This window comes from Winogradskyella sp. (genome assembly GCF_025210595.1).
In the GTDB taxonomy this organism is placed as follows: Bacteria; Bacteroidota; Bacteroidia; order Flavobacteriales; family Flavobacteriaceae; genus Winogradskyella.
The window spans coordinates 57,713-76,695 of sequence record NZ_JAOARH010000044.1 but is presented as its reverse complement, the minus strand read 5'-3'; the positions used below and the strand labels follow the sequence as shown (position 1 = coordinate 76,695).

Sequence of the window (18,983 nt, the reverse complement as noted above, 5' to 3'; positions counted from 1 at the left end):
CCATCTATTGTTATAGGATATTGTACTAAAACAGCATTGCTACCTACCAGTTCTTTAAGACTTGTATAACTCTTCTCAAAATTAGCTTTTTCACTATCAATTTTATTGATTACAAAAAGTGTTGGCTTATGATATTTATCGACGTAGTTCCAGATGATTTCTGTACCTATATCTGCTCCGTGTTTTGCATTAATTACAGTTACAATAGTATCTGCAACTCTAATAGATGACATTATTTCTCCTATAAAATCGTCTAAACCTGGCGTATCTATAATATTGATTTTATAATTTCTCCATTCTGTATGCAAAGGTGTTGCAAAAACAGAAGCACCTCTATGGTGCTCAAATTCATGGTAATCCGAAACTGTATTTTGTTGCTCTACTGTACCTCTTCTCTGAATTAATCCAGCCTCAAAAAGCATGGTTTCAGATAATGTGGTTTTGCCAGAGCGATGCGCACCAACAAATGCCACATTTTTGATGTGTTTGTTATCAAATACTTTCATACGTGTTTTTATTTAGTAATTAGAACTCCTTGTAAATTATCACCTTAAAGGTAGCCTTACTTTAAAAGAAAAAACATGATATTAGTTAGGTTTTGAGAAATGTTTTTAATTTGTATCTAATGAAAAAGAACTACTATAAAATATACAAACCCTACGGTTATTTAAGTCAATTTGTGAATAATCAGAATAGAAGGAAAAACAAAAAACTTCTGAGTGATTTATTTCAACTTACTAAAGACACTATGGCTGTGGGTCGCCTTGATGAAAAATCTGAAGGTTTATTATTATTGACTACAGATGGAAAATTTAGCAATTATATTACTAGCTCTAAGATTGAAAAAGAATACCATGTTATGGTAGATGGCAAGATAACAGAAGATGCTATTGCTAAATTGAAAAAGGGTGTTGAAATTTCCGTGAATGGTAAAGCATATACAACCAAATCATGTAATGCCGAATTATTACATAATACATCTCATATTTATGATCGATTTGTTAGAGATGATAAGCATGGTTCTACATCTTGGCTAAAAATTACTATAACCGAAGGAAAGTTTAGGCAAGTACGTAAAATGACAGCAAAAGTTGGATTTCCTACATTACGATTAGTAAGAGTGCGTATTGGTGATTATAAGCTAGAGAACATGAAACCAGGTGAGATTTTAGAAATTAGTTATTAGAAGCTTCATCTCCTTCGCTTTCTTTTTTCTCTTCTTCAGTCTTTTCTTTAATAACTACTTTTTCGTTATTAAAAACAATAATTGCTTTAACTCCAGTAAGCAAATTCCATTCCTTAGAAGAAATCACTTTACCTTGATCATCATAAACTATAAACTCAGCAGTATTTGGACCAGACTCACCTTGATTTAAAGCTTCAATTTCTATAGTGTTTTTTCCTTGTATTAAATCTACTTCCACCCTTCTATAACTGCTTGTAAGTACTAAATTTGGCTTAACTATAATACCATTAATATAGATTCTTACACGATCACCATCAGGATATTCATGATCTCTACAAACAATATTTACAAATTTGGTATCTACATTATGCTCTCCCAAAAATTGGTCAGACATGGTTCTAATAACTCCACCTTTTTCTAGGTCTTTATTCCAACGTTTTTCAAAAATCTCTGCAGGACTTTTAAGACCATCTTCATCTGTCATTGAAAAAGGTCTATCCGATTTTTTAATAATGAATTTCTTTTCCTCTTTAGATTTGCCAGTAGCTTTATCGTCTTTTTTATCAAGCTTAGGAGCTACTTTTATTTTTACAGGTAAAGTGTCTTTTTTGGTTTTTGAAGGTTCTGCAGGTATGCGAATGGACTTTTTCTCATTGTCATTGACTTGAGCAAAGGCTATTGTACCAGGCAGTACAAATACTATAAGTAATATAAGTTTGAAAATTTTCACTTAGATTATTAGACTAGTTTTTGTTTCTAAACTTGTGGTACAAAAACCGTACCTTCTTCAAAAATAAACGTATAATAGTGCAATTCCTTACAAAAAAACGTTAAAACTTACCATTAAAGCTAATGCGTAGCTTTCTGTTATATTCTTCAAAAAGCCAATCTTTGTAGTTTTGGGTACTATTCATTATACAATAGCAATATTGCTTAATACGATAAGATATATCATCATGTAATAATTTTGCTAAATCTCTAGCGTCATATACATCTTCGCTGTTCTCTATACAGATTTTAGAGTGCTGAGCTATAGAACGCTCTATAACTGTAAAGGATTTTTTACCAGAACCAACAACATCCTTATATTCTGTTTTAACATCAAACTCTAAAGCTTCAGAATTTTTAAATTTTTCTTTTAATGTATCTGGCATTACATACACAAAATCACGCTCTAGAGATTCATCGTCTATAATATTTTCTAAGTAAAGGTCTGGATATTTAAAAATATGTTGCCAATCTACAGGCTGGCTCCAAGGCCCAAAACGTGCTACATTATTACCTAAATCTATAACCTGAAACGTTGTTCTATCTTTAAAAATACGGCTACCACGACCAATCATTTGGAAGTATAGTGTTAATGAACGTGTTGCTCTATTGAGTATAATAGATTCAACGGAAGGCTCATCAAAACCAGTGGTTAAGATACTTACTGAGGATAAAACAGCATCTGGTGTTTGGTTAAACCACTTTAAAATATCTTTTCGCTCTTGTTTGCTTGCCGTATTATCTAAGTGCCTTACATTATATCCTGCTTTCTTAAACGTATAATATACTTCTTTAGAAGTATAGATACCATTATTGAAAATCAAAGTTTTCTTCCCTTTTGCTAATTCTTCATAAGCAGACAACAGTTTAGTTTGCATTAAGCTGTTAGTATATAAAGCTTCAGAAGATTTTACGGTATAATCTCCATTAATACCAATTTTTAATGTAGTTAAGCCTACATCGTAATGATACAGTTCTGCACTTGCCAAAAACCCGTTTTGTATAAGAGTAGAAATATCATCACCAACAATTAACTTATCGTAATTGTCTTTCATTGGTAATTTAATATTGCTACTTAATGGCGTAGCAGTAACACCAAGTATAAAACAGTGTTCAAAGAATTTGAATAGTTTTCTGAAAGAATTGTAATGCGCCTCGTCAATAATGACTAAACCAACATTTTTTAGCTCAAAATCGTTATCAGACAAACGGTTATTTAAGGTTTCTACCATTGCAACAAAACATTTGTACTCGTCTTGGTCTGGTAGTGTTTTTACCTTACTATTAATAACTTTATTTTTTACATTAAAGCCAGATAGTACACTTGAGGTTTGCTTACACAACTCTATTCTATGAGTAAGAATTACAACTTTTTTGTTATGCTTTTCAATAAAACGTCTAACAATTTCAGAGAAAATAACTGTTTTTCCACCACCTGTTGGCAATTGATAAAGCAGGTTAAAATCATCTGACTCTTCAGCCATCACATCAAAAATGCGATTCAAATCTTTGATCTGATAATCGTAAAGTCGTTTTTCTGTTGTAGTTTCTTTAATAGCGTTTGTAGGCATATAATTATTCGCTCGAGCTTAATTTTGCAAAAATAGCATATTGTAAGGGTTTTTTGAATGAATTGTTAATAACCTTTAACAAGATTGGTATCGTTATTGCACTTAACAAAGCATTAACATTTAAATAATTACATTATGAAATCATTTAGAAGACATCCTGCGACGGTCAACGCAGGTTCTATGGCAGACATTGCATTTCTGTTACTCATTTTCTTTTTAGTAACAACGACCATCTCAGCTGATAAGGGTATTTTAAGACAATTACCTAGCGATTGTCCAAACATTGAAGATTGTATAAAGGACATTAATGAACGAAATATTCTGAGAATAAATTTGAATAGCAATCAGGAAATTTTTATTGAAGACAAAGTAGTAAAGCTTGAAGACGTAGAACAAATCGTTAAAGCTTTTGTGGATAACAATGGTGCATTAGACTGCGATTATTGTTATGGTGAAAAACTAACAACATCATCAGATCATCCCAAAGAAGCTGTAATATCCTTAAGCCACGATGCTTTAACTAAATACTATTTATTTATTTCTGTACAAGATGAAATTACTAAAGCCTATTATGATTTGCGCCAACGTTACATTAAAGAAAAGTTTAATAAAACACCAGAGCAAATTACAGATAAAGAATTTAAAATTGTAAAACAGGCTTATCCTTTTATAGTTTCGGAAGTTAAGGTTAAGCGTAATTAAAGTTTATACTTTTTATCAAAACCTTTTGGTTAAAATTAAAGATAGCCTAATTGAAAAAAATTATTTTAATCTGTCTTTTACAAATTCTACTTGAGTTTTACCATGAGGTTTTGGTTTGCCATCATCACCCAAATTTACCATAGTAATATTTTCTACTGTTAGTATAGTTTCTCTGGTCATTTTATTTCTGGCCTCACATTTCATAGTTAGTGATGTTCTACCAAATTTAATTACCTCAATACCAATCTCAATAATATCTCCTTGCCTTGCAGATGCCATAAAATTAATCTCAGACATGTATTTGGTAACTATCTTAGAATTTTCGAGTTGTATAATGGTATATAATGCAACTTCTTCATCAATCCAAGCTAGTAATTCACCTCCAAAAAGGGTTCCATTAGGATTTAAATCTTCGGGTTTTACCCATTTGCGTGTGTGAAATCTCATTTAATGTTTATTTGTTTTATTGTTTAGTTGTTTAACTTTTAAATTGAATATTAGAGTAACGTTTGTTGTCCATTAGAATCATCATTAGGAATTTTTAAATCTGTTCCTAATTCAGTATTAAGTTTTTTTATTAAATATGCTGAAAGCAATGGTGATTCTTTTTCAATATTTTGATGAACAAAGAAATCTATTTCTTCAATGCCGTTATCTTTCCAATGTTTTAAGCGTTGTACCCATTCATCTAAACGTGTATAATCCGTTGGATGATTTGCACCAACGTAGCGTACAAAAGCTCTAGAATTTGTTAAACGCATATGCATTATATCGCGTCTACCAGCACTATCTACTATAATATTAGAGATGTTATTATCTTCTAAAAGTTGATATAAATCTTCTGCAATTGCCTCATCGTTATACCAACCAGTATGCCTAAATTCTACTGCTAAAGGAATTTCTTTAGGCCAACCTTCTACAAAATTGATAACGCGATCAAAATCTTTTGGCGCAAAATTATTATGCATTTGCAAAAAGATACAACCCAACTTTTCTTTAAGATTAACTGCACTATAAAGATAATTGTCTACAACAGGAGCTATTTCATCATTAAGACGTTTCCAATGACTGATTTCTTGGTTTAACTTAGGAAAAAACTTAAAATTGTCTGGTGTTTTATCATACCATTTTTCAAACTGTTCTGGCGGAAAAATTCTATAAAATGTTGCATTAAGTTCTATTGAATTAAACCGACGTGAATAATATTCTAACTCGTCTTTTGTACCTCTGGGATAAAAGCCTTTTAAATCTGCTCTATTCCACTTAGCACAACCTACAAAAACATTTGTACTATCTGAAGGCTTTTTTTGTAGTGTTTTTAAAGTATTAGGATGATCTGAAGGTAAAGTGAAATCTATATTTTCAGGATGATCTACGCTTCCAAATTTCATAGCTTTTGTTTTCATCAAAGATAAAATATAATACCTTTCAATTAATGCAAGCAGCATTGCTTTTCTATATGTTGAAATCTGAAATGTTAATAACACCGTTAACAACATAATTAGGCTTGTAGTTTATGATTTGAGTTAATACTTAAATTTAATTTCAGATTAATCCTAAATACTTAGCCATGGCAACCCGATCGGAACATTTACAAGCTATTAGACCTGTTATTCCTTCTGCAAAAATTTATGATTCCATGAGTTCTGACGAGTTATTTCAGAACAAAACACTGCGACCTATTATAAAAATGCAACATGATTTATTTATAGCGGTTTTAAGGAATTATATAAAAAAACATAAGAATGTTTTCTACGAATTGAGTTTATCTAAACAATTAGCATACATTGATAATGCCATACATAAAGACATGAAGTTTAGAAACTCTGTAAAAGGCATGATTATTGGGCTATTTACTGTTGAAGAATATGCTACATATATACAAAATTCATCTGCCCTTAACAAACGCATGATGAATATTGTGAAAGAGCGTTTAATTGATAGCATTCAGGTTTTTACCAAACCTGATGTTTTGCAAGCTGTTTAAAGCAACGATTCACCATTAAGATTTGTTGTGAGCACATCGCTCATATAATCAAAATAAGGACGTATAGTTTTAAAAGCCTCATTAACATCTTCTATAAAATTATCTGAAAGGACTTCTTTATCGCTATATTTTTTAGTGAAAATAAATTGCTTTCTACGGATTAAGTCAATAGCAGGATGTTCCTTGTCAAAACCTTTTGGAGCTGTTTTTAACGCATCACCAACAAATCCTCCCCAAGTCGCTTTAAAATTTTTATCATTGAGAATAGCACGCATTTCGCTATCATCCATTTCAAACTCTTTTCTTATTCTAAATAAATCTTCTTTATTGGGCTCCCAAAAGCCTGTAGCGATAAAAGATTCGTCATTAGGCTGAATATGCAAATAATACCCACCTCTTAACTCAGGTTTTTTTCTTGCAAATGAACCACCAAAATGAGTTTTGTATGGTAATTTATTTTTAGAAAAACGTACATCTCTATAAATTCTGAATATTTTAATTTTTTCTATCTGATCATGAGCATTCATTAATTCACCTAAATGATTATATGCTCCTTTAATTTTAGCTTCAATAGTCTTAAATTCTGGCTTATTTTCGTTAAACCAATCTCTATTGTTATTCTTTGCTAATTTTTTAAAAAATGTAAGCGTTTCTTTAGGTATATAAGTATTCATAATGCAGTTTTATTTGTTATAAAAATATAAAAATCATTTCTTTCATATTATTAAAATACGTTAATCCTGTTTTTGTTAAAAATTCTACATATAATAGTTTGAAATAAACTTGTATGTTGACATATTTTTCTGTATAATGCAAAACTTTTAAAAAACACATACTAATTTATGGGTAGACCAGCAACAAGACCAACAAAGCTTAAAGATGGTTTCTATATCGAAATCAGAAATAAAGGTTCTAAATCGGGTGTTAAACTATATAGTGGCACAAAATTACAAATGCACCGTGCAATTAAAATGTACGAACGTTCTAAAGAAGTTATTATATTAGGCGAATCTGTAAATGGTAAGTTTGTAAATAAAGAACCTAAGCTACATGTTGTAGAATAGCTATAATAAATAATATATAAAGGGTGAAATTTTAAAAGTTTCACCCTTTTTTATTAATACTTATTTATTTCTCTAAAACATATCTAGATTTTTTTTTATAAATTGTTAGTTGAATTAGCATTTAAAACATGCTAAAAACACTAACTAATAAAATCAATTTAATTATGTCAAATTCAATTAACAAACCGCCTATTTGGTTCTGGATTGTAAGTGTTATTGCACTTATTTGGAATGGTCTAGGTGTAATGGCTTATCTAGGCCGAGCATTTGCTACAGATGAAATGATTGCTCAACTCCCAGAAGAGCAAAAAGCTGAATTTCTAATGGAATTTCCCGCATGGTATACAGCAGCTTTTGCCATAGCCGTATTTTGTGGAGCTTTAGGATGTTTAGCATTATTAATTAGAAAAAAATGGGCTTACATTCTATTTGTATTATCAGCTCTAGGTGCAATAGTGCAGCATATTTACCTATTCATAAATATAGAAATGGATGGATCAAAAATGGTAATGCCAGTAATGATTATTATTGTTTGCTTATTGTTAATATGGCTTGCTAAGAATGCAATATCAAAAAATTGGATTAATTAAACCACTAACCAACCAATCTCTAAAAAGGAATTAGTGTTTTTACTAGTTCCTTTTTTTATTCAAAGTCTAGTTTATGAAGAATTAATCCAGAGGCTGGTGCAATATAATCCATAACTTCTTTACTTGAGTGCTTGAGAGTTTCTTCGATATATTCTATGCTTATTTCTCCTCTACCTAGTTTTATTAAGCATCCCATCATTAAGCGTATTTGGTTACGCATAAATCCTTTGCCTCTTATCTTTAAGACATAAGATGCTTTTGGAAAAAAATTTGCAGTGTAAATAGTGTTATCAATAATTTCGCAATGCTCAATTGTTCTTGTATATTCACCTTTATTAGTAGCTTTATAACAATAGGTTTTAAAATTATGAGTACCTTCAAAAAGCCTTGCGCCCTTTTTCATTAAATCAACATCTAAAGGTTCTAAAATGGTAGTGAGTATTGGTGCGCAAAACGGATGATTTTTTTGCCCTTGCGAAAACACATAATGATACTCCTTTACTTTAGAATCTTGAATAATATTAAACTCTTTATCGACTTCCTTTATAGATAATGCTCTAATATCTTGCGGTAAGTTATGATTAAAAAGCTTTAAGAATTCAGCAAAATTAGTAATAGGCTCATTATATATAAACAGTTCTAAAGCAGCTTCGTTAGCAGAAACCATGGCATCTGTACGACCTGCACCTAAAGTTTTAAAACGAACATCGCCTAAAATGTACTTTAAGGTTCTGTCTATCATTAAATGAATTGTTTTTACATCTGGCTGCTTTTGCCAACCGTGAAAACGATAGCCCAAATACTGAATTTTCACAAGGTAGTAATAGCGTTTATCAAACATTATAAATTAAAAGTTGCAATTAACAACCTTTTATTTAATTATAATCTTTTTAGTTACAGAAGTTGAAGTAATCAAATTATTTATTTCTACAATATAAACACCAGATTGAATATTTGCCAAGCTAACATTATTAGTGCTAACATTTTGGTTTAAGCTTGTATCTAAAACCAGTCTTCCCTGAATATCATATAGTTTCGCAGTTGTAACATCTGTTAAAATACCATTAATAATTAAAGTTTTAGGATTTTGAGTTGTGTATATTTTTAAATCATCTAATTCTCTTGTGTCATTTGACAATACCTGCGATGAAAAACGAAGATAAAAACGACCTATACCATTTAAATCTTCGTTAGGTGTAAATACATAATCTGCATCATTAAGTAATGTGAAAATATTAGTTTGAGTATCCTCTAAGTAAACATTTATATTTTGTGGTACAGTTGATAGATTATCTATACCAATTGTTAACTGACTTGTTGCTAGTGCATTTACACCCAAAGGAATAACAACATCATTTAAATCTGAAATATTGAGTGTTTGTATTGCCATATCTAATCCTAAACTCTCTTCTACCAAATGCGAATAAATTGAAAACTCGCTAGCACTTCCTTGGTAAGATGCAGCATCATAACCAGCATCTAACCCTCTGGTTTTTCCATCAATAAAATATAATTGAGTTGATGCATTATTATTATCATTTAATATATTAATCTTACAATAGGCAGTGCTTGTTGTAGAAGAAGAGAATCTACCTGCAATAAAATCATCAGAAGAACCAACTACTCGCATATTTGTAGTAAAATCTACTAATCCACCTCCTGCTTTGGCTTTAACAAAGAATGCTTGTCCTGGTGCTAACAATTCTGTAATACTTCCATCATCAATTACAGCCTGATTCCAAACGATCCATCCATTAGAAGCATTACCATCATAACCATACACAGCTTGGTATGCACTTTCTGAGTCGAACTCAGATTTATTCAATTGAAAAAACGCATTAAAATCCAAATATGAAGGATAAGGGTTTCCTATTAAATTCCATGCGTAACCAGCTGCTGCATCTGTAATTGGTACATTTAAAATGTCAACTGAAGCTACACTTCCTGTAAATTCTAACGAGCTTCCATCTGTTGTGGCAGCTCTATAACCAACACCTGATGTAATTGAAGACGATGCATTTGTAACCACATCATAATTTTCATATGCGCCAGAAACAGTGTTATATGGTGCAAAAGCTCTTATTGTTCCTGAGTTAGCTAAATTTGAGTTAGAACTAGCAAAATCACCAAAAGACTCTCCTTGTAAGGGAGCAGAAATTAAATCATTGGTGCCAACGGGTCCTATTTGACTTGTATATCTGTTATAGTGCACTGTTCCGGTAATATCACCATCAGAAATTAGACTCGAAAATTGCTGAGAAGTGGAATTCAAATTTATTGCTGTAGCACATAGATTAATACCAGAATTTAAACTTAACGATGCACCAGGATTAATTGTCATAATATTACAATCTAAATCTGCAGAAATAGAAACGTTACCAGATTGAATTTCTATGCTATCTCGTGATGTACAAGCACCTTGTGGATTTGCAGGCGACCAACTACCATTATAAATATAAGTAACAGGAGCTGGCATAACATATATCGCATAATCTTCAGATTGTCCATAAACCAAAGATGAGTAACATGGAGAGTCAATTGCATTTACTCCACTATAGCCACTATCTAAATCATTAATAATTCTAATTCTTACATAATCGTCATAAGGAATGTTTGATGGGTATGTTAGCGCAATAGGCACAACACTATTAGAAGCTATACCACCAGACACAAGGTATTGTTGCTCTGCTTCGTCATAAAAGTCTCCGTCATCATTCCAGTCAATCCAAACTCCTAATTGGTTTAAATTAACTGATACACCAACATTAAGTGTATTAGAAACATCAGCATCAATTTCAAAATAACCAGAACAATTACCACTTTTATCTATATTTCCACCATCATTTGCAGAAACTGAAGAATTAAATGTTGTTCCGTTTAACTCAACACTTACAATTCCGGCATTTAAGGTCATTACAGAGTTTGTACTACAAACAGCACTTGGAGCAACATGACTTAAATCTGGATCTTCACCTCCTTTAGAATTAACAATAGATGTTCCTTCCATAGCTGCTCTAACTCGTGTATATTGGTCATTTGTTAACCTATCTATACAACTATAATAACTCATTATATTATTAATGGTGTTGTCATCTACCCAAGGGTTTCCGGTACAACTATTATTAGCAGGACAAGTACTTGTTTCTCTTCTATGTGGAACAGTATCTGCACAACCATCACTATCTACGCCTACTGTTATATCTGCTGGGCAATCTGCTCCCGTGCCATCACCTTGAAACGTATGATATAAATGAAAAAAATGACCTACTTCGTGCACTACAGTACTATTATCTCTATTAAAATTAAGTGGCCATGAGGGATTAGCATTTGTTGGGTCGTAACCAAAAACAGTATGCATCATTACAGAACCTTCATAAGCTAAGCCATTAAAAAAGTTTGCATAACCTTGGTAGCCAGAGCCACCACCATTATTATTAATTTCTGAAACTATCCAAATATTAAAATAATCGGTTTCTGGCCAACGGCTTAAATTTTTTAAGGTATTTTGATCTGCTCCTGGTCCACTAGCGAAAGAGATACCATTTGTAGAATAACCTGCAACACTAGAAGCATCAATACGATTAATTCCTGTAGAAGAAGTACAGTTTGGTGTTCGCTTAGCTAGTACAAACTCTATGTTAAAGTCTATAGGACTGTTTGCTGTTTGTCCTCCATAAAAATCATTAAGATTATCTATACCGCTAAGTATTTGAGCATCTGAAATATTGGTACCACTACCTAGTGCTTCACCTAAATGCAAAACATGCACAACAACAGGTATGGTTAATAAATTACTAGTTGCTGTTCTTGCTTGTGAATTAAATGCATTCTGAATTTTAAGCTCTGTAATTCTATCTAATTCATTATACGTTTCATTTTGAAGTAATTCTTGGTGTATTAAATCAAAACCACATTCTTGCGCATTTACACCCAAACTAATAATAGAAAGAAATAAAATGAATAGTACTTTGAATTTCATAATAACAAAAGATTAATCTGTGAAACAACTACTTAAAAATTGAGGCAAATACCTAAAGCTACAAAAAATATTAAGTAACTCTATGTTTTAACTTAAACAATGTAAGAATATCACTAATTAAAAAATCTGTTTTAATAATTGATATTCAACATTTTATTAAAACATTTAAAAGCATTAAACAAAAAAACCGCTTGAATCAATCAAGCGGTTTTAAATAAATATTGTTTAAAAATTGTTTACTATTGGTTTCCTAAAATAATAGGCATTCCACTATCACCAGATCCAATAATAACAACTTTACTGTTATTAGATTCAGCCAATTTGTTTGTTGCTTCTATACCTTTATCTTGAAGAATTTTATCAGTTAATGATGCACTTAAAATTCTGTTTGCATCAGCTTTACCTTGTGCCTCTATACGTTGGCGCTCTGCTTCTTTTTGGGCAGTAACTAATCTAAATTCATACTCAAGAGATTCTTGCTCTTGTTTTAGTTTTCTTTCAATAGCTTCTTTAATTGTAGGTGGCAACGTTACATCTCTCACCAATATTTCATCTAAAACAATATATTGCTCATCAACAATCTTTTTAGTCTCTTCAAAAATTTCTTTTTGAATGGCATCTCGCTTACTCGAGTATAATTGCTCTGGTGTATAACGCCCTACAACACTTCTGGCAGCAGAACGAATGGTTGGAAGAATAATTCTATTAAGATAATTATCACCTATCTCTTGATGCAATTTTCCAAGATTTTTTTCGTCTGGCTTGTACCATGCAGAAGCATCTAACTGAATATCTAATCCATTAGAAGACAATACTTTCATTTTTTCAAAAATTTCTTGTCGTCTCACTTCATAAATATAAACTTTGTTCCATGGTGCCACTATATGGAATCCTTCACCTAAAGGTGGCTCATCAGTTACTACTCCACCTCCAAAGGTTTTATATAGCACACCTGCTTCACCAGACCCTATGGTTACGGCTGATTTTGCAACAATTATTATAGCTAAAACAATTCCTATTAAAATAGGCAATCCTACTTTTGGTAATTTATCCATTGATTTCTTTTTTATATTAATCCGTTGTATTTTCTAATAAACCACTCTGCAAATAAGCTCAACGCTATTAATCCGAGTAGATATTTCCAGTCGATCAAAGGTACGATATTTTTAGAGCTTTTTTGAATAGTAGCATATCGATTATCTTGAAGTAAATTTGAAATTAATGCATTATACTCTGTGCTGTAAAATGCTTTTCCAGAGCTATTTTCTGCTAAAGCATTTAACTTATTAATATCTGCATTTAAAAATTGTTGCTCAACATTATATTCTAAAACTTCAAAACTTCCAGAAGCAGCAATTGACTCTGTGTTGTGCTTAATTGTAAAGTCGTAAGCACCAGATGCAATACCACTTAAATCTACTCTATAATTACCGTTATTAAGCAAAAGTGGTACTTCTCTTATGCTATTATTTTCTTTATTTTTTAAATTTATGGTTAGTGCTGCTGCATTATCGAATTCAAAATTCTTATTAAAATACTGTGCAGAAATGATAACATCATCATTACCATTATAAAACGATTTATAATCTATACTTATACGATTACGCTTTTTAGTAGAACTTAGATATTGTACTAGCTTACCCATAAAATTATCAAAATCATTAAAGCTCTCTGATTCTAAATAAGCTTGGGCTCTCCAACGCCAAATACCTTCACCTACCAAAACACAATGCTTCATATTATCAAAAGCATAAGTAGCTAACATGGCATCTTCTGTATTAATGCCATTAACTGTTTTGTAAAGAATAACATCTGCTGGAACTAAAAAATTAAAACCTCCAAACTCAGATTTTAAAGGAGGGTAATCCTCAAATGTGATATCATCTATAATAAAAGTGTTGTAATTTCTATTCAATTCGGGCTGAAATTCTTCTGTTTGATTTGATATAGACCAGAGTACTTTTAGATTGGTATTATTTATAAATTCATAATCTGTACTTGCGCCAGTAATAATAAATGTATTGAGCTTTTGATCTTTAATTTCGGTTAAAACCTCATTAAAGCTACTGTTAGGCTGATACAGAATAACTAATTGAAAATCATTTATTTTACTTAAATAATCTTTTGGCTTTAAAATTGTAACACTGCGCTGTTCATTACTTTCTATAGACTTTTTTAATGCACCTAAATCTGGATGTAATTGCTCAGATACAAGAGCAATATTTGTTTTTTGGTCAATGACTTCTACACCAAAATTTTTAGAATTATTTACGGTGTTTTTTTCATTTGACAATGGTGAAAGTTCAACACGATACGTTTTTACACCAACACTATTAGCTATTAATGTAGTTGAAATGATTTCTGAAGTCTTTACAGCATCAAATTGAATTGTTGTTCTATAAACAACAGAATTGCCATTCCATATTTTCAATTCTGTAGTTATGGCTTCTGTTCCGCTATAATTGGTTATAATTTCAACAGGAAATTTATTTTTTAAATACACATAACGATTAACATTGAGTTGCTTAATGCTTAAATCTGCATAAAGCGTAGAATCACCAAGTACAACAGGATAAATTGGCTGTTTTATTGATTTTGAAATATAACTATAATCTGAGCCATATGTTTGGTTACCATCACTAAGCACAACTATTGGAGCTGTTTGATTGGCGTAAACTTCACCAAATTGCTTTAACGCATCAGAGATATTAGATTGCCTTTCTGCAAAATTTAAACTATCTAAGCTGTTAACCACTTTTCCAAAACTATATTTTTGAATATTAAAACGTTCGCTTAAATCTGTATTAGCTTCAATAGCTTGCAAAACTGTATTTACTTGTTCGTTTTGCTTGAGATACGAAATAGATTCTGAATTATCAACCGCTACAACCAGTGTCGGCTTTTCATCATAATATGTCTTAGATTCAAACTTTGGGTTAATTAACAATAGTAATATTCCTAAGATAGCCATTGTTCTTAGGGTGATAAGAACATAACGAATTTTAGACTTTAACTTTGATTTATATATATACTGAAACAGCGCTAATAAAAGCGCTGTTATTCCAGCAATGATAATATAAAATATTGTTTCGTTTTGCATGTTTATGACCTTTCGACTGCACTTCGGCTTTGCTCAGTGACCAAACTCAAGGTGACATTCAATATAATTTATGTTAACATTCCTCCATCAACATTCAATGTTTGACCAGTAACATAAGCACTCATATCACTTGCTAAATACACACAAGCATTTGCTATATCTTCTGGTGTTCCTCCTCTTTTTAAAGGAATAGCTGCTCTCCATCCTTTAACGGTTTCTTCATCTAATTTTGCAGTCATTTCTGTTTCTATAAAACCAGGAGCAATTACATTACTTCTAATATTTCTAGAGCCTAACTCTAAAGCTACAGATTTAGAAAACCCAATAATACCAGCTTTTGAAGCTGCATAGTTAGTTTGCCCAGCATTACCTTTTACACCAACAACAGAGCTCATATTAATAATTGAGCCTTTTCGTTGTTTTAACATAGTACGTTGTACAGCTTTAGTCATGTTAAACACAGACTTTAGGTTCACCTCTATTACCTTATCAAAATCTTCTTCACCCATGCGCATCAAAAGATTATCTTTTGTAATACCTGCATTATTAACAAGCACATCTATAGAACCAAATTCTGCTAACACATCTTCAGCTAATTTTTGAGCTTCTTCAAAACTTGCTGCATTACTTTGGTAACCTACTGCTTTTACACCTTTAGCATTTAATTCTGCTTCTAAGGCTTTTGCTGCATCTACAGACGAGCTGTAAGTAAACGCTACGTTTGCGCCATGATCTGCAAAAACTTCAGCAATTCCTTTACCTATACCTCTACTAGCGCCAGTAATTATGGCTGTTTTTCCTTCTAATGATTTCATGTAGTCTAGTTAGTTTTATTTATAATATTAAAAACACTAAGATACCCTTAGCGAATCTAGTTTAAACTTGTTTTACAAATTCAAATATAGCAAAACACAAAGTGTTAAAATCTAAAAAACCTCACAAAATTTAAGTTTTGTGAGGTTTTCTATTTATTTAATTAGAGCATTACTAAAAGTAAAACCTTTAGCAAACAAACTCTTTATTAATGCGCTACAATATCCTTGTCTTTTTCATAGTTAAACAAGTAATCAATATCCATTTCTTGCACCTTACCTAATTTGTTAAGTGCATTAAAATCAACATCTTTTTTATTTCCGATAACAAGTACATTATAATTTTGTCCTTTTACATTATTGTTAAAGAAGGTACGCAAGTCTTCCATAGTCATATTTTTTATGGTATTATACATCGCTTCTCTATTATCGTTATCTATACCTAAACGCTTTAAACGCTCATAACTCCAGAAAATATTAGACTTAGTAATACGTTGCGCAGCTAATTTTTTAAGTGCTGTTTCTTTAGCAGCATTAAACTGTTGCTCTGCCTCTGGCATATTATTCATAAGCTCCATCATAGCGTCTACAGCTTGTTCCATTTTGTTAGCTTGTGTACCAATATAAGCGGTTACATAATTAGCATTTTCTTTCTTGTAAGGATTAGAAAAACCTGCATAAGCAGAATAAGCTAAAGCTTTAGACTCTCTAATCTCTTGGAATACTATTGAAGACAAACCACTACCAAAGTAACTGTTAAATACTGTTGCTGCAGCTAAATTATTTGGATCGAATGGTTTTCCTTTAGCTAAGAACATCATTTCTGATTGTACCATATCAAAATCAGCAAAGTATACATTACCACCAGTCTCTATTTCTTCATAGACCTTAGCTTCTGGGTATTCTTTAAGCTGTTCTGGTAATTTATGGTGATCATTTATTGCTGCTACTGCTGCATCAACATCTTTACCATAATACATAATACGTTGCTTATAATTTTTAAGATCTTTTACAAGATCTACAAGCGTCTCAGGACTTGTTGCCTTTAAATCTTTTACAGAAATGACATCTCTAAGCCTAGAGTTTTCTCCATATTTACCAAAGCTATATAAACCATTACGTAATATATTTCCTTTGCTTGTTTTTCCATCTTGACGTCTCTTATCAATTTGATCAACATACTTATTGTAGCTCTCTTGGTCAGCAATTGCATTGCTCCAAAGGTGAGACAACAGTTCTAAACCTTTAGGTAAGTTTTCTTTTAATCCACTTAATCCAACATAAGAACGGTCTCCTCCAGTACTAACAAAATACTCAATACCCAATTTGTAGAATTCTTTTTTAAGATTTTCGGCAGTGTATTTATCTGTACCTAAGTAATCCATATAGCCTACAGCCATATCTAGTTCTTTGCTATTATCTTTACCCATATCGAAAATAAAATACAAATCGAATAAATCGTTCTTTTCGTTTTCAATATAAGATACCTTTATTCCATTATTTGCTGTTTTTTCTTTAATAGCAGTTTTGTAATCGATAAACTTAGGTTGTAAATCTTCAGATTTAGTATCAAAAAATTTAGCCACATATTCTGAAGTTTTTCCTCGATTAAGATTAATTGGTGTAATTCCTGGGTTTTCAACCTTAACTATTTTGTCATCTTTACCTCTACGCTTATAGGTTACTACATAATTATCTTTATAGAAATCATTAGCAAATTTTACAACGTCTTCTTTAGTTAATGCTTTTAAATCTTCTATAAACTTAACATTATCTTTCCATGATTGACGGTGAATAAAGGCATTGTAATAAGCACTAGCTAAAGCTGTACTATTTTCGTATTGACGTGTTTCTGATAATTTTAAATCATTAATAACGGCATCTAACATCCAACCTTCAAATTCACCCTTTTTTAAGGTTTCAATCTGAGCTAAGATAAGATCCTTAACTTCATCTAAAGATTGTCCTTCTTTAGGCGAACCTGTAAAACGATGGTAACCATAATCATTTAAAAAAGTTGGACTACAACCAGCATTCTGTACAGCTTGAGCTTGGTTAAGATTCAAGTCAATTAAACCTGCATTACCATTAGCCAAAATCATATCGCAAAGTGTTACTAATTGCGACTCTTTTGTGCCAATAGCTGGCGCTCTGTATGCTATTGAAACAGATTCTGCAGTAGGACCAAATACCTCACTTGTAACAACAGCTGTTAATGGTGTCTCTTTAGGGAGCTCTGGATGCTTTAGTGTTTCACTCTTTTTGAATTTTCCAAAAGTGTTATCTACCAATTTTATGGTTTTATCAAAATCTAAATCACCAACTAAAACTACAGCCATATTGTTTGGCACATAGTACGTGTTAAAATAGTTATGAATATCTACCATTGAAGGATTTTTTAAGTGCTCTGCCTTACCAATAGTAGTTTGCTGACCGTATGGGTGTGTTGGAAACAAATCGTTTAACATAGCCGCATACATTTTTCTAAAGTCATTATCCTGACCACGATTAAATTCTTCAAAAACAGCTTCTAACTCTGTATGAAATAAACGTAATACCAATTGACTAAAACGCTCTCCTTCCATAGTTATCCACTTTTCTAACTCATTAGCTGGGATTTTGTTTTTATATATTGTTTCTTCAAACCAAGTATGAGCATTTGTACCTTGGGCACCTAATGAACTTACCATTTTGTCATACTCATTTGCTACACAATGATTAGAAGCTTCTAAAGAAATTTCATCAATTTTTTTATAAATTTCTTTTTTCTTTTCGTAATCAGTTTCAGCGCGATGTTGCTCGTATAAATCTGAAATTTGCTTTAGGTATTCTTTTTCCTTTTCCCATTCTAAGGCTCCTATTTTATCGGTACCTTTAAATACCATATGCTCTAAGTAATGAGCTAGACCTGTTGATTGCTTAGGATCGTAGTTAGATCCTGCTCTAACCGCAATGTAGGTTTGAATTTTTGGTTCTTCAGAATTTTGACTTAAATATACCTTTAGACCATTCTCTAAGGTATATAAGCGTAATCCTGTTGGGTCGTTGGTAACGGTTTCATAAGCATAACCGTTAGCATCTTCGTGAGATTCTGTTTTGACAGAAAGGTCTCCATTGTCACTTGAGTTGGATTTGCACCCTACAAACAAAGCAACAATACAGACCAATAATAATTGTTTAGTGTGTTTCATTGAAAATAAAATTGATGAATAAAAATTGATTAG

At 31.6% G+C, this 18,983-nt stretch carries 17 protein-coding genes; 5 read left to right on the top strand and 12 right to left on the bottom strand.

Going from position 1 to position 18,983, the window contains the following annotated elements; all coding sequences use genetic code 11:
* Positions 1–506, bottom strand: a 506-nt coding sequence (locus tag N4A42_RS04845) for a GTP-binding protein (RefSeq protein ID WP_294070695.1), incomplete at its 3' end; no start/stop codon positions are given.
* 119 nt (positions 507–625) lie between these two features.
* Here N4A42_RS04845 and N4A42_RS04840 point away from each other — a divergent pair.
* Positions 626–1,186 (top strand): pseudouridine synthase, encoded by a 561-nt coding sequence (locus N4A42_RS04840; protein WP_294070692.1) that lies wholly within the window; start codon positions 626–628, stop codon positions 1,184–1,186.
* Here N4A42_RS04840 and N4A42_RS04835 read toward each other — a convergent pair.
* Entirely contained in the window at positions 1,176–1,916 is a 741-nt protein-coding gene (locus N4A42_RS04835; RefSeq protein ID WP_294070689.1) for a hypothetical protein, read from the bottom strand. The two genes, N4A42_RS04840 and N4A42_RS04835, sit on opposite strands and share 11 nt — an antisense overlap.
* 100 nt (positions 1,917–2,016) lie before the next feature.
* Positions 2,017–3,525 (bottom strand): DEAD/DEAH box helicase family protein, encoded by a 1,509-nt coding sequence (locus N4A42_RS04830; RefSeq protein WP_294070686.1) that lies wholly within the window; start codon positions 3,523–3,525, stop codon positions 2,017–2,019.
* Positions 3,526–3,660: 135 nt separating this feature from the next.
* Here N4A42_RS04830 and N4A42_RS04825 point away from each other — a divergent pair, with 135 nt between their 5' ends.
* A complete protein-coding gene (locus N4A42_RS04825) occupies positions 3,661–4,227 on the top strand; it encodes a biopolymer transporter ExbD (protein ID WP_294070683.1) in 567 nt (188 codons plus the stop codon).
* 60 nt (positions 4,228–4,287) lie between these two features.
* Here the strand turns inward: N4A42_RS04825 and N4A42_RS04820 are convergent, their stop codons facing one another.
* Entirely contained in the window at positions 4,288–4,674 is a 387-nt protein-coding gene (locus tag N4A42_RS04820) for a hotdog domain-containing protein (protein WP_294070680.1), read from the bottom strand.
* A gap of 50 nt (positions 4,675–4,724) precedes the next feature.
* Positions 4,725–5,618: a DUF72 domain-containing protein gene (locus tag N4A42_RS04815; RefSeq protein ID WP_294070677.1), complete on the bottom strand. Its 894-nt coding sequence runs from the start codon at positions 5,616–5,618 to the stop codon at positions 4,725–4,727.
* A 179-nt stretch (positions 5,619–5,797) separates the two neighbouring features.
* Here N4A42_RS04815 and N4A42_RS04810 point away from each other — a divergent pair, with 179 nt between their 5' ends.
* On the top strand, positions 5,798–6,214 hold the full coding sequence (locus N4A42_RS04810; protein ID WP_294070674.1) for a glyoxalase: 417 nt from the start codon (positions 5,798–5,800) through the stop codon (positions 6,212–6,214).
* Here the strand turns inward: N4A42_RS04810 and N4A42_RS04805 are convergent.
* Positions 6,211–6,888 (bottom strand): DUF2461 domain-containing protein, encoded by a 678-nt coding sequence (locus N4A42_RS04805; RefSeq protein ID WP_294070672.1) that lies wholly within the window; start codon positions 6,886–6,888, stop codon positions 6,211–6,213. The two genes, N4A42_RS04810 and N4A42_RS04805, sit on opposite strands and share 4 nt — an antisense overlap.
* A 168-nt stretch (positions 6,889–7,056) precedes the next feature.
* Here N4A42_RS04805 and N4A42_RS04800 point away from each other — a divergent pair, with 168 nt between their 5' ends.
* Positions 7,057–7,278 (top strand): hypothetical protein, encoded by a 222-nt coding sequence (locus N4A42_RS04800; protein ID WP_294070669.1) that lies wholly within the window; start codon positions 7,057–7,059, stop codon positions 7,276–7,278.
* 164 nt (positions 7,279–7,442) lie between these two features.
* The gene (locus N4A42_RS04795; RefSeq protein WP_294070666.1) at positions 7,443–7,868 is read left to right on the top strand and encodes a hypothetical protein; all 426 of its coding nucleotides are present in this window, start codon (positions 7,443–7,445) and stop codon (positions 7,866–7,868) included.
* Between the two features lie 55 nt (positions 7,869–7,923).
* Here the strand turns inward: N4A42_RS04795 and truA are convergent, their stop codons facing one another.
* The 6 genes from truA to N4A42_RS04765 all read right to left on the bottom strand — a co-directional run bounded on the left by truA (position 7,924) and on the right by N4A42_RS04765 (position 18,950).
* Complete coding sequence (truA, locus tag N4A42_RS04790) at positions 7,924–8,709, bottom strand: tRNA pseudouridine(38-40) synthase TruA (protein WP_294070663.1); 786 nt, start codon at positions 8,707–8,709, stop codon at positions 7,924–7,926.
* Between the two features lie 30 nt (positions 8,710–8,739).
* Positions 8,740–11,847, bottom strand: a complete 3,108-nt coding sequence (locus tag N4A42_RS04785; RefSeq protein ID WP_294070660.1) for a zinc-dependent metalloprotease — start codon at positions 11,845–11,847, stop codon at positions 8,740–8,742.
* 239 nt (positions 11,848–12,086) lie between these two features.
* The gene (locus N4A42_RS04780) at positions 12,087–12,902 is read right to left on the bottom strand and encodes a prohibitin family protein (RefSeq protein ID WP_294070657.1); all 816 of its coding nucleotides are present in this window, start codon (positions 12,900–12,902) and stop codon (positions 12,087–12,089) included.
* A gap of 11 nt (positions 12,903–12,913) precedes the next feature.
* Complete coding sequence (locus tag N4A42_RS04775) at positions 12,914–14,947, bottom strand: vWA domain-containing protein (RefSeq protein ID WP_294070654.1); 2,034 nt, start codon at positions 14,945–14,947, stop codon at positions 12,914–12,916.
* Between the two features lie 68 nt (positions 14,948–15,015).
* Positions 15,016–15,762 carry a 3-oxoacyl-[acyl-carrier-protein] reductase gene (fabG, locus tag N4A42_RS04770; protein ID WP_294070651.1) on the bottom strand — a complete coding sequence of 249 codons (747 nt, stop codon included), beginning with the start codon at positions 15,760–15,762 and terminating at the stop codon, positions 15,016–15,018.
* 206 nt (positions 15,763–15,968) lie between these two features.
* Positions 15,969–18,950 carry a pitrilysin family protein gene (locus N4A42_RS04765; protein ID WP_294070648.1) on the bottom strand — a complete coding sequence of 994 codons (2,982 nt, stop codon included), beginning with the start codon at positions 18,948–18,950 and terminating at the stop codon, positions 15,969–15,971.
* Between the last annotated feature and the right edge of the window lie 33 nt (positions 18,951–18,983).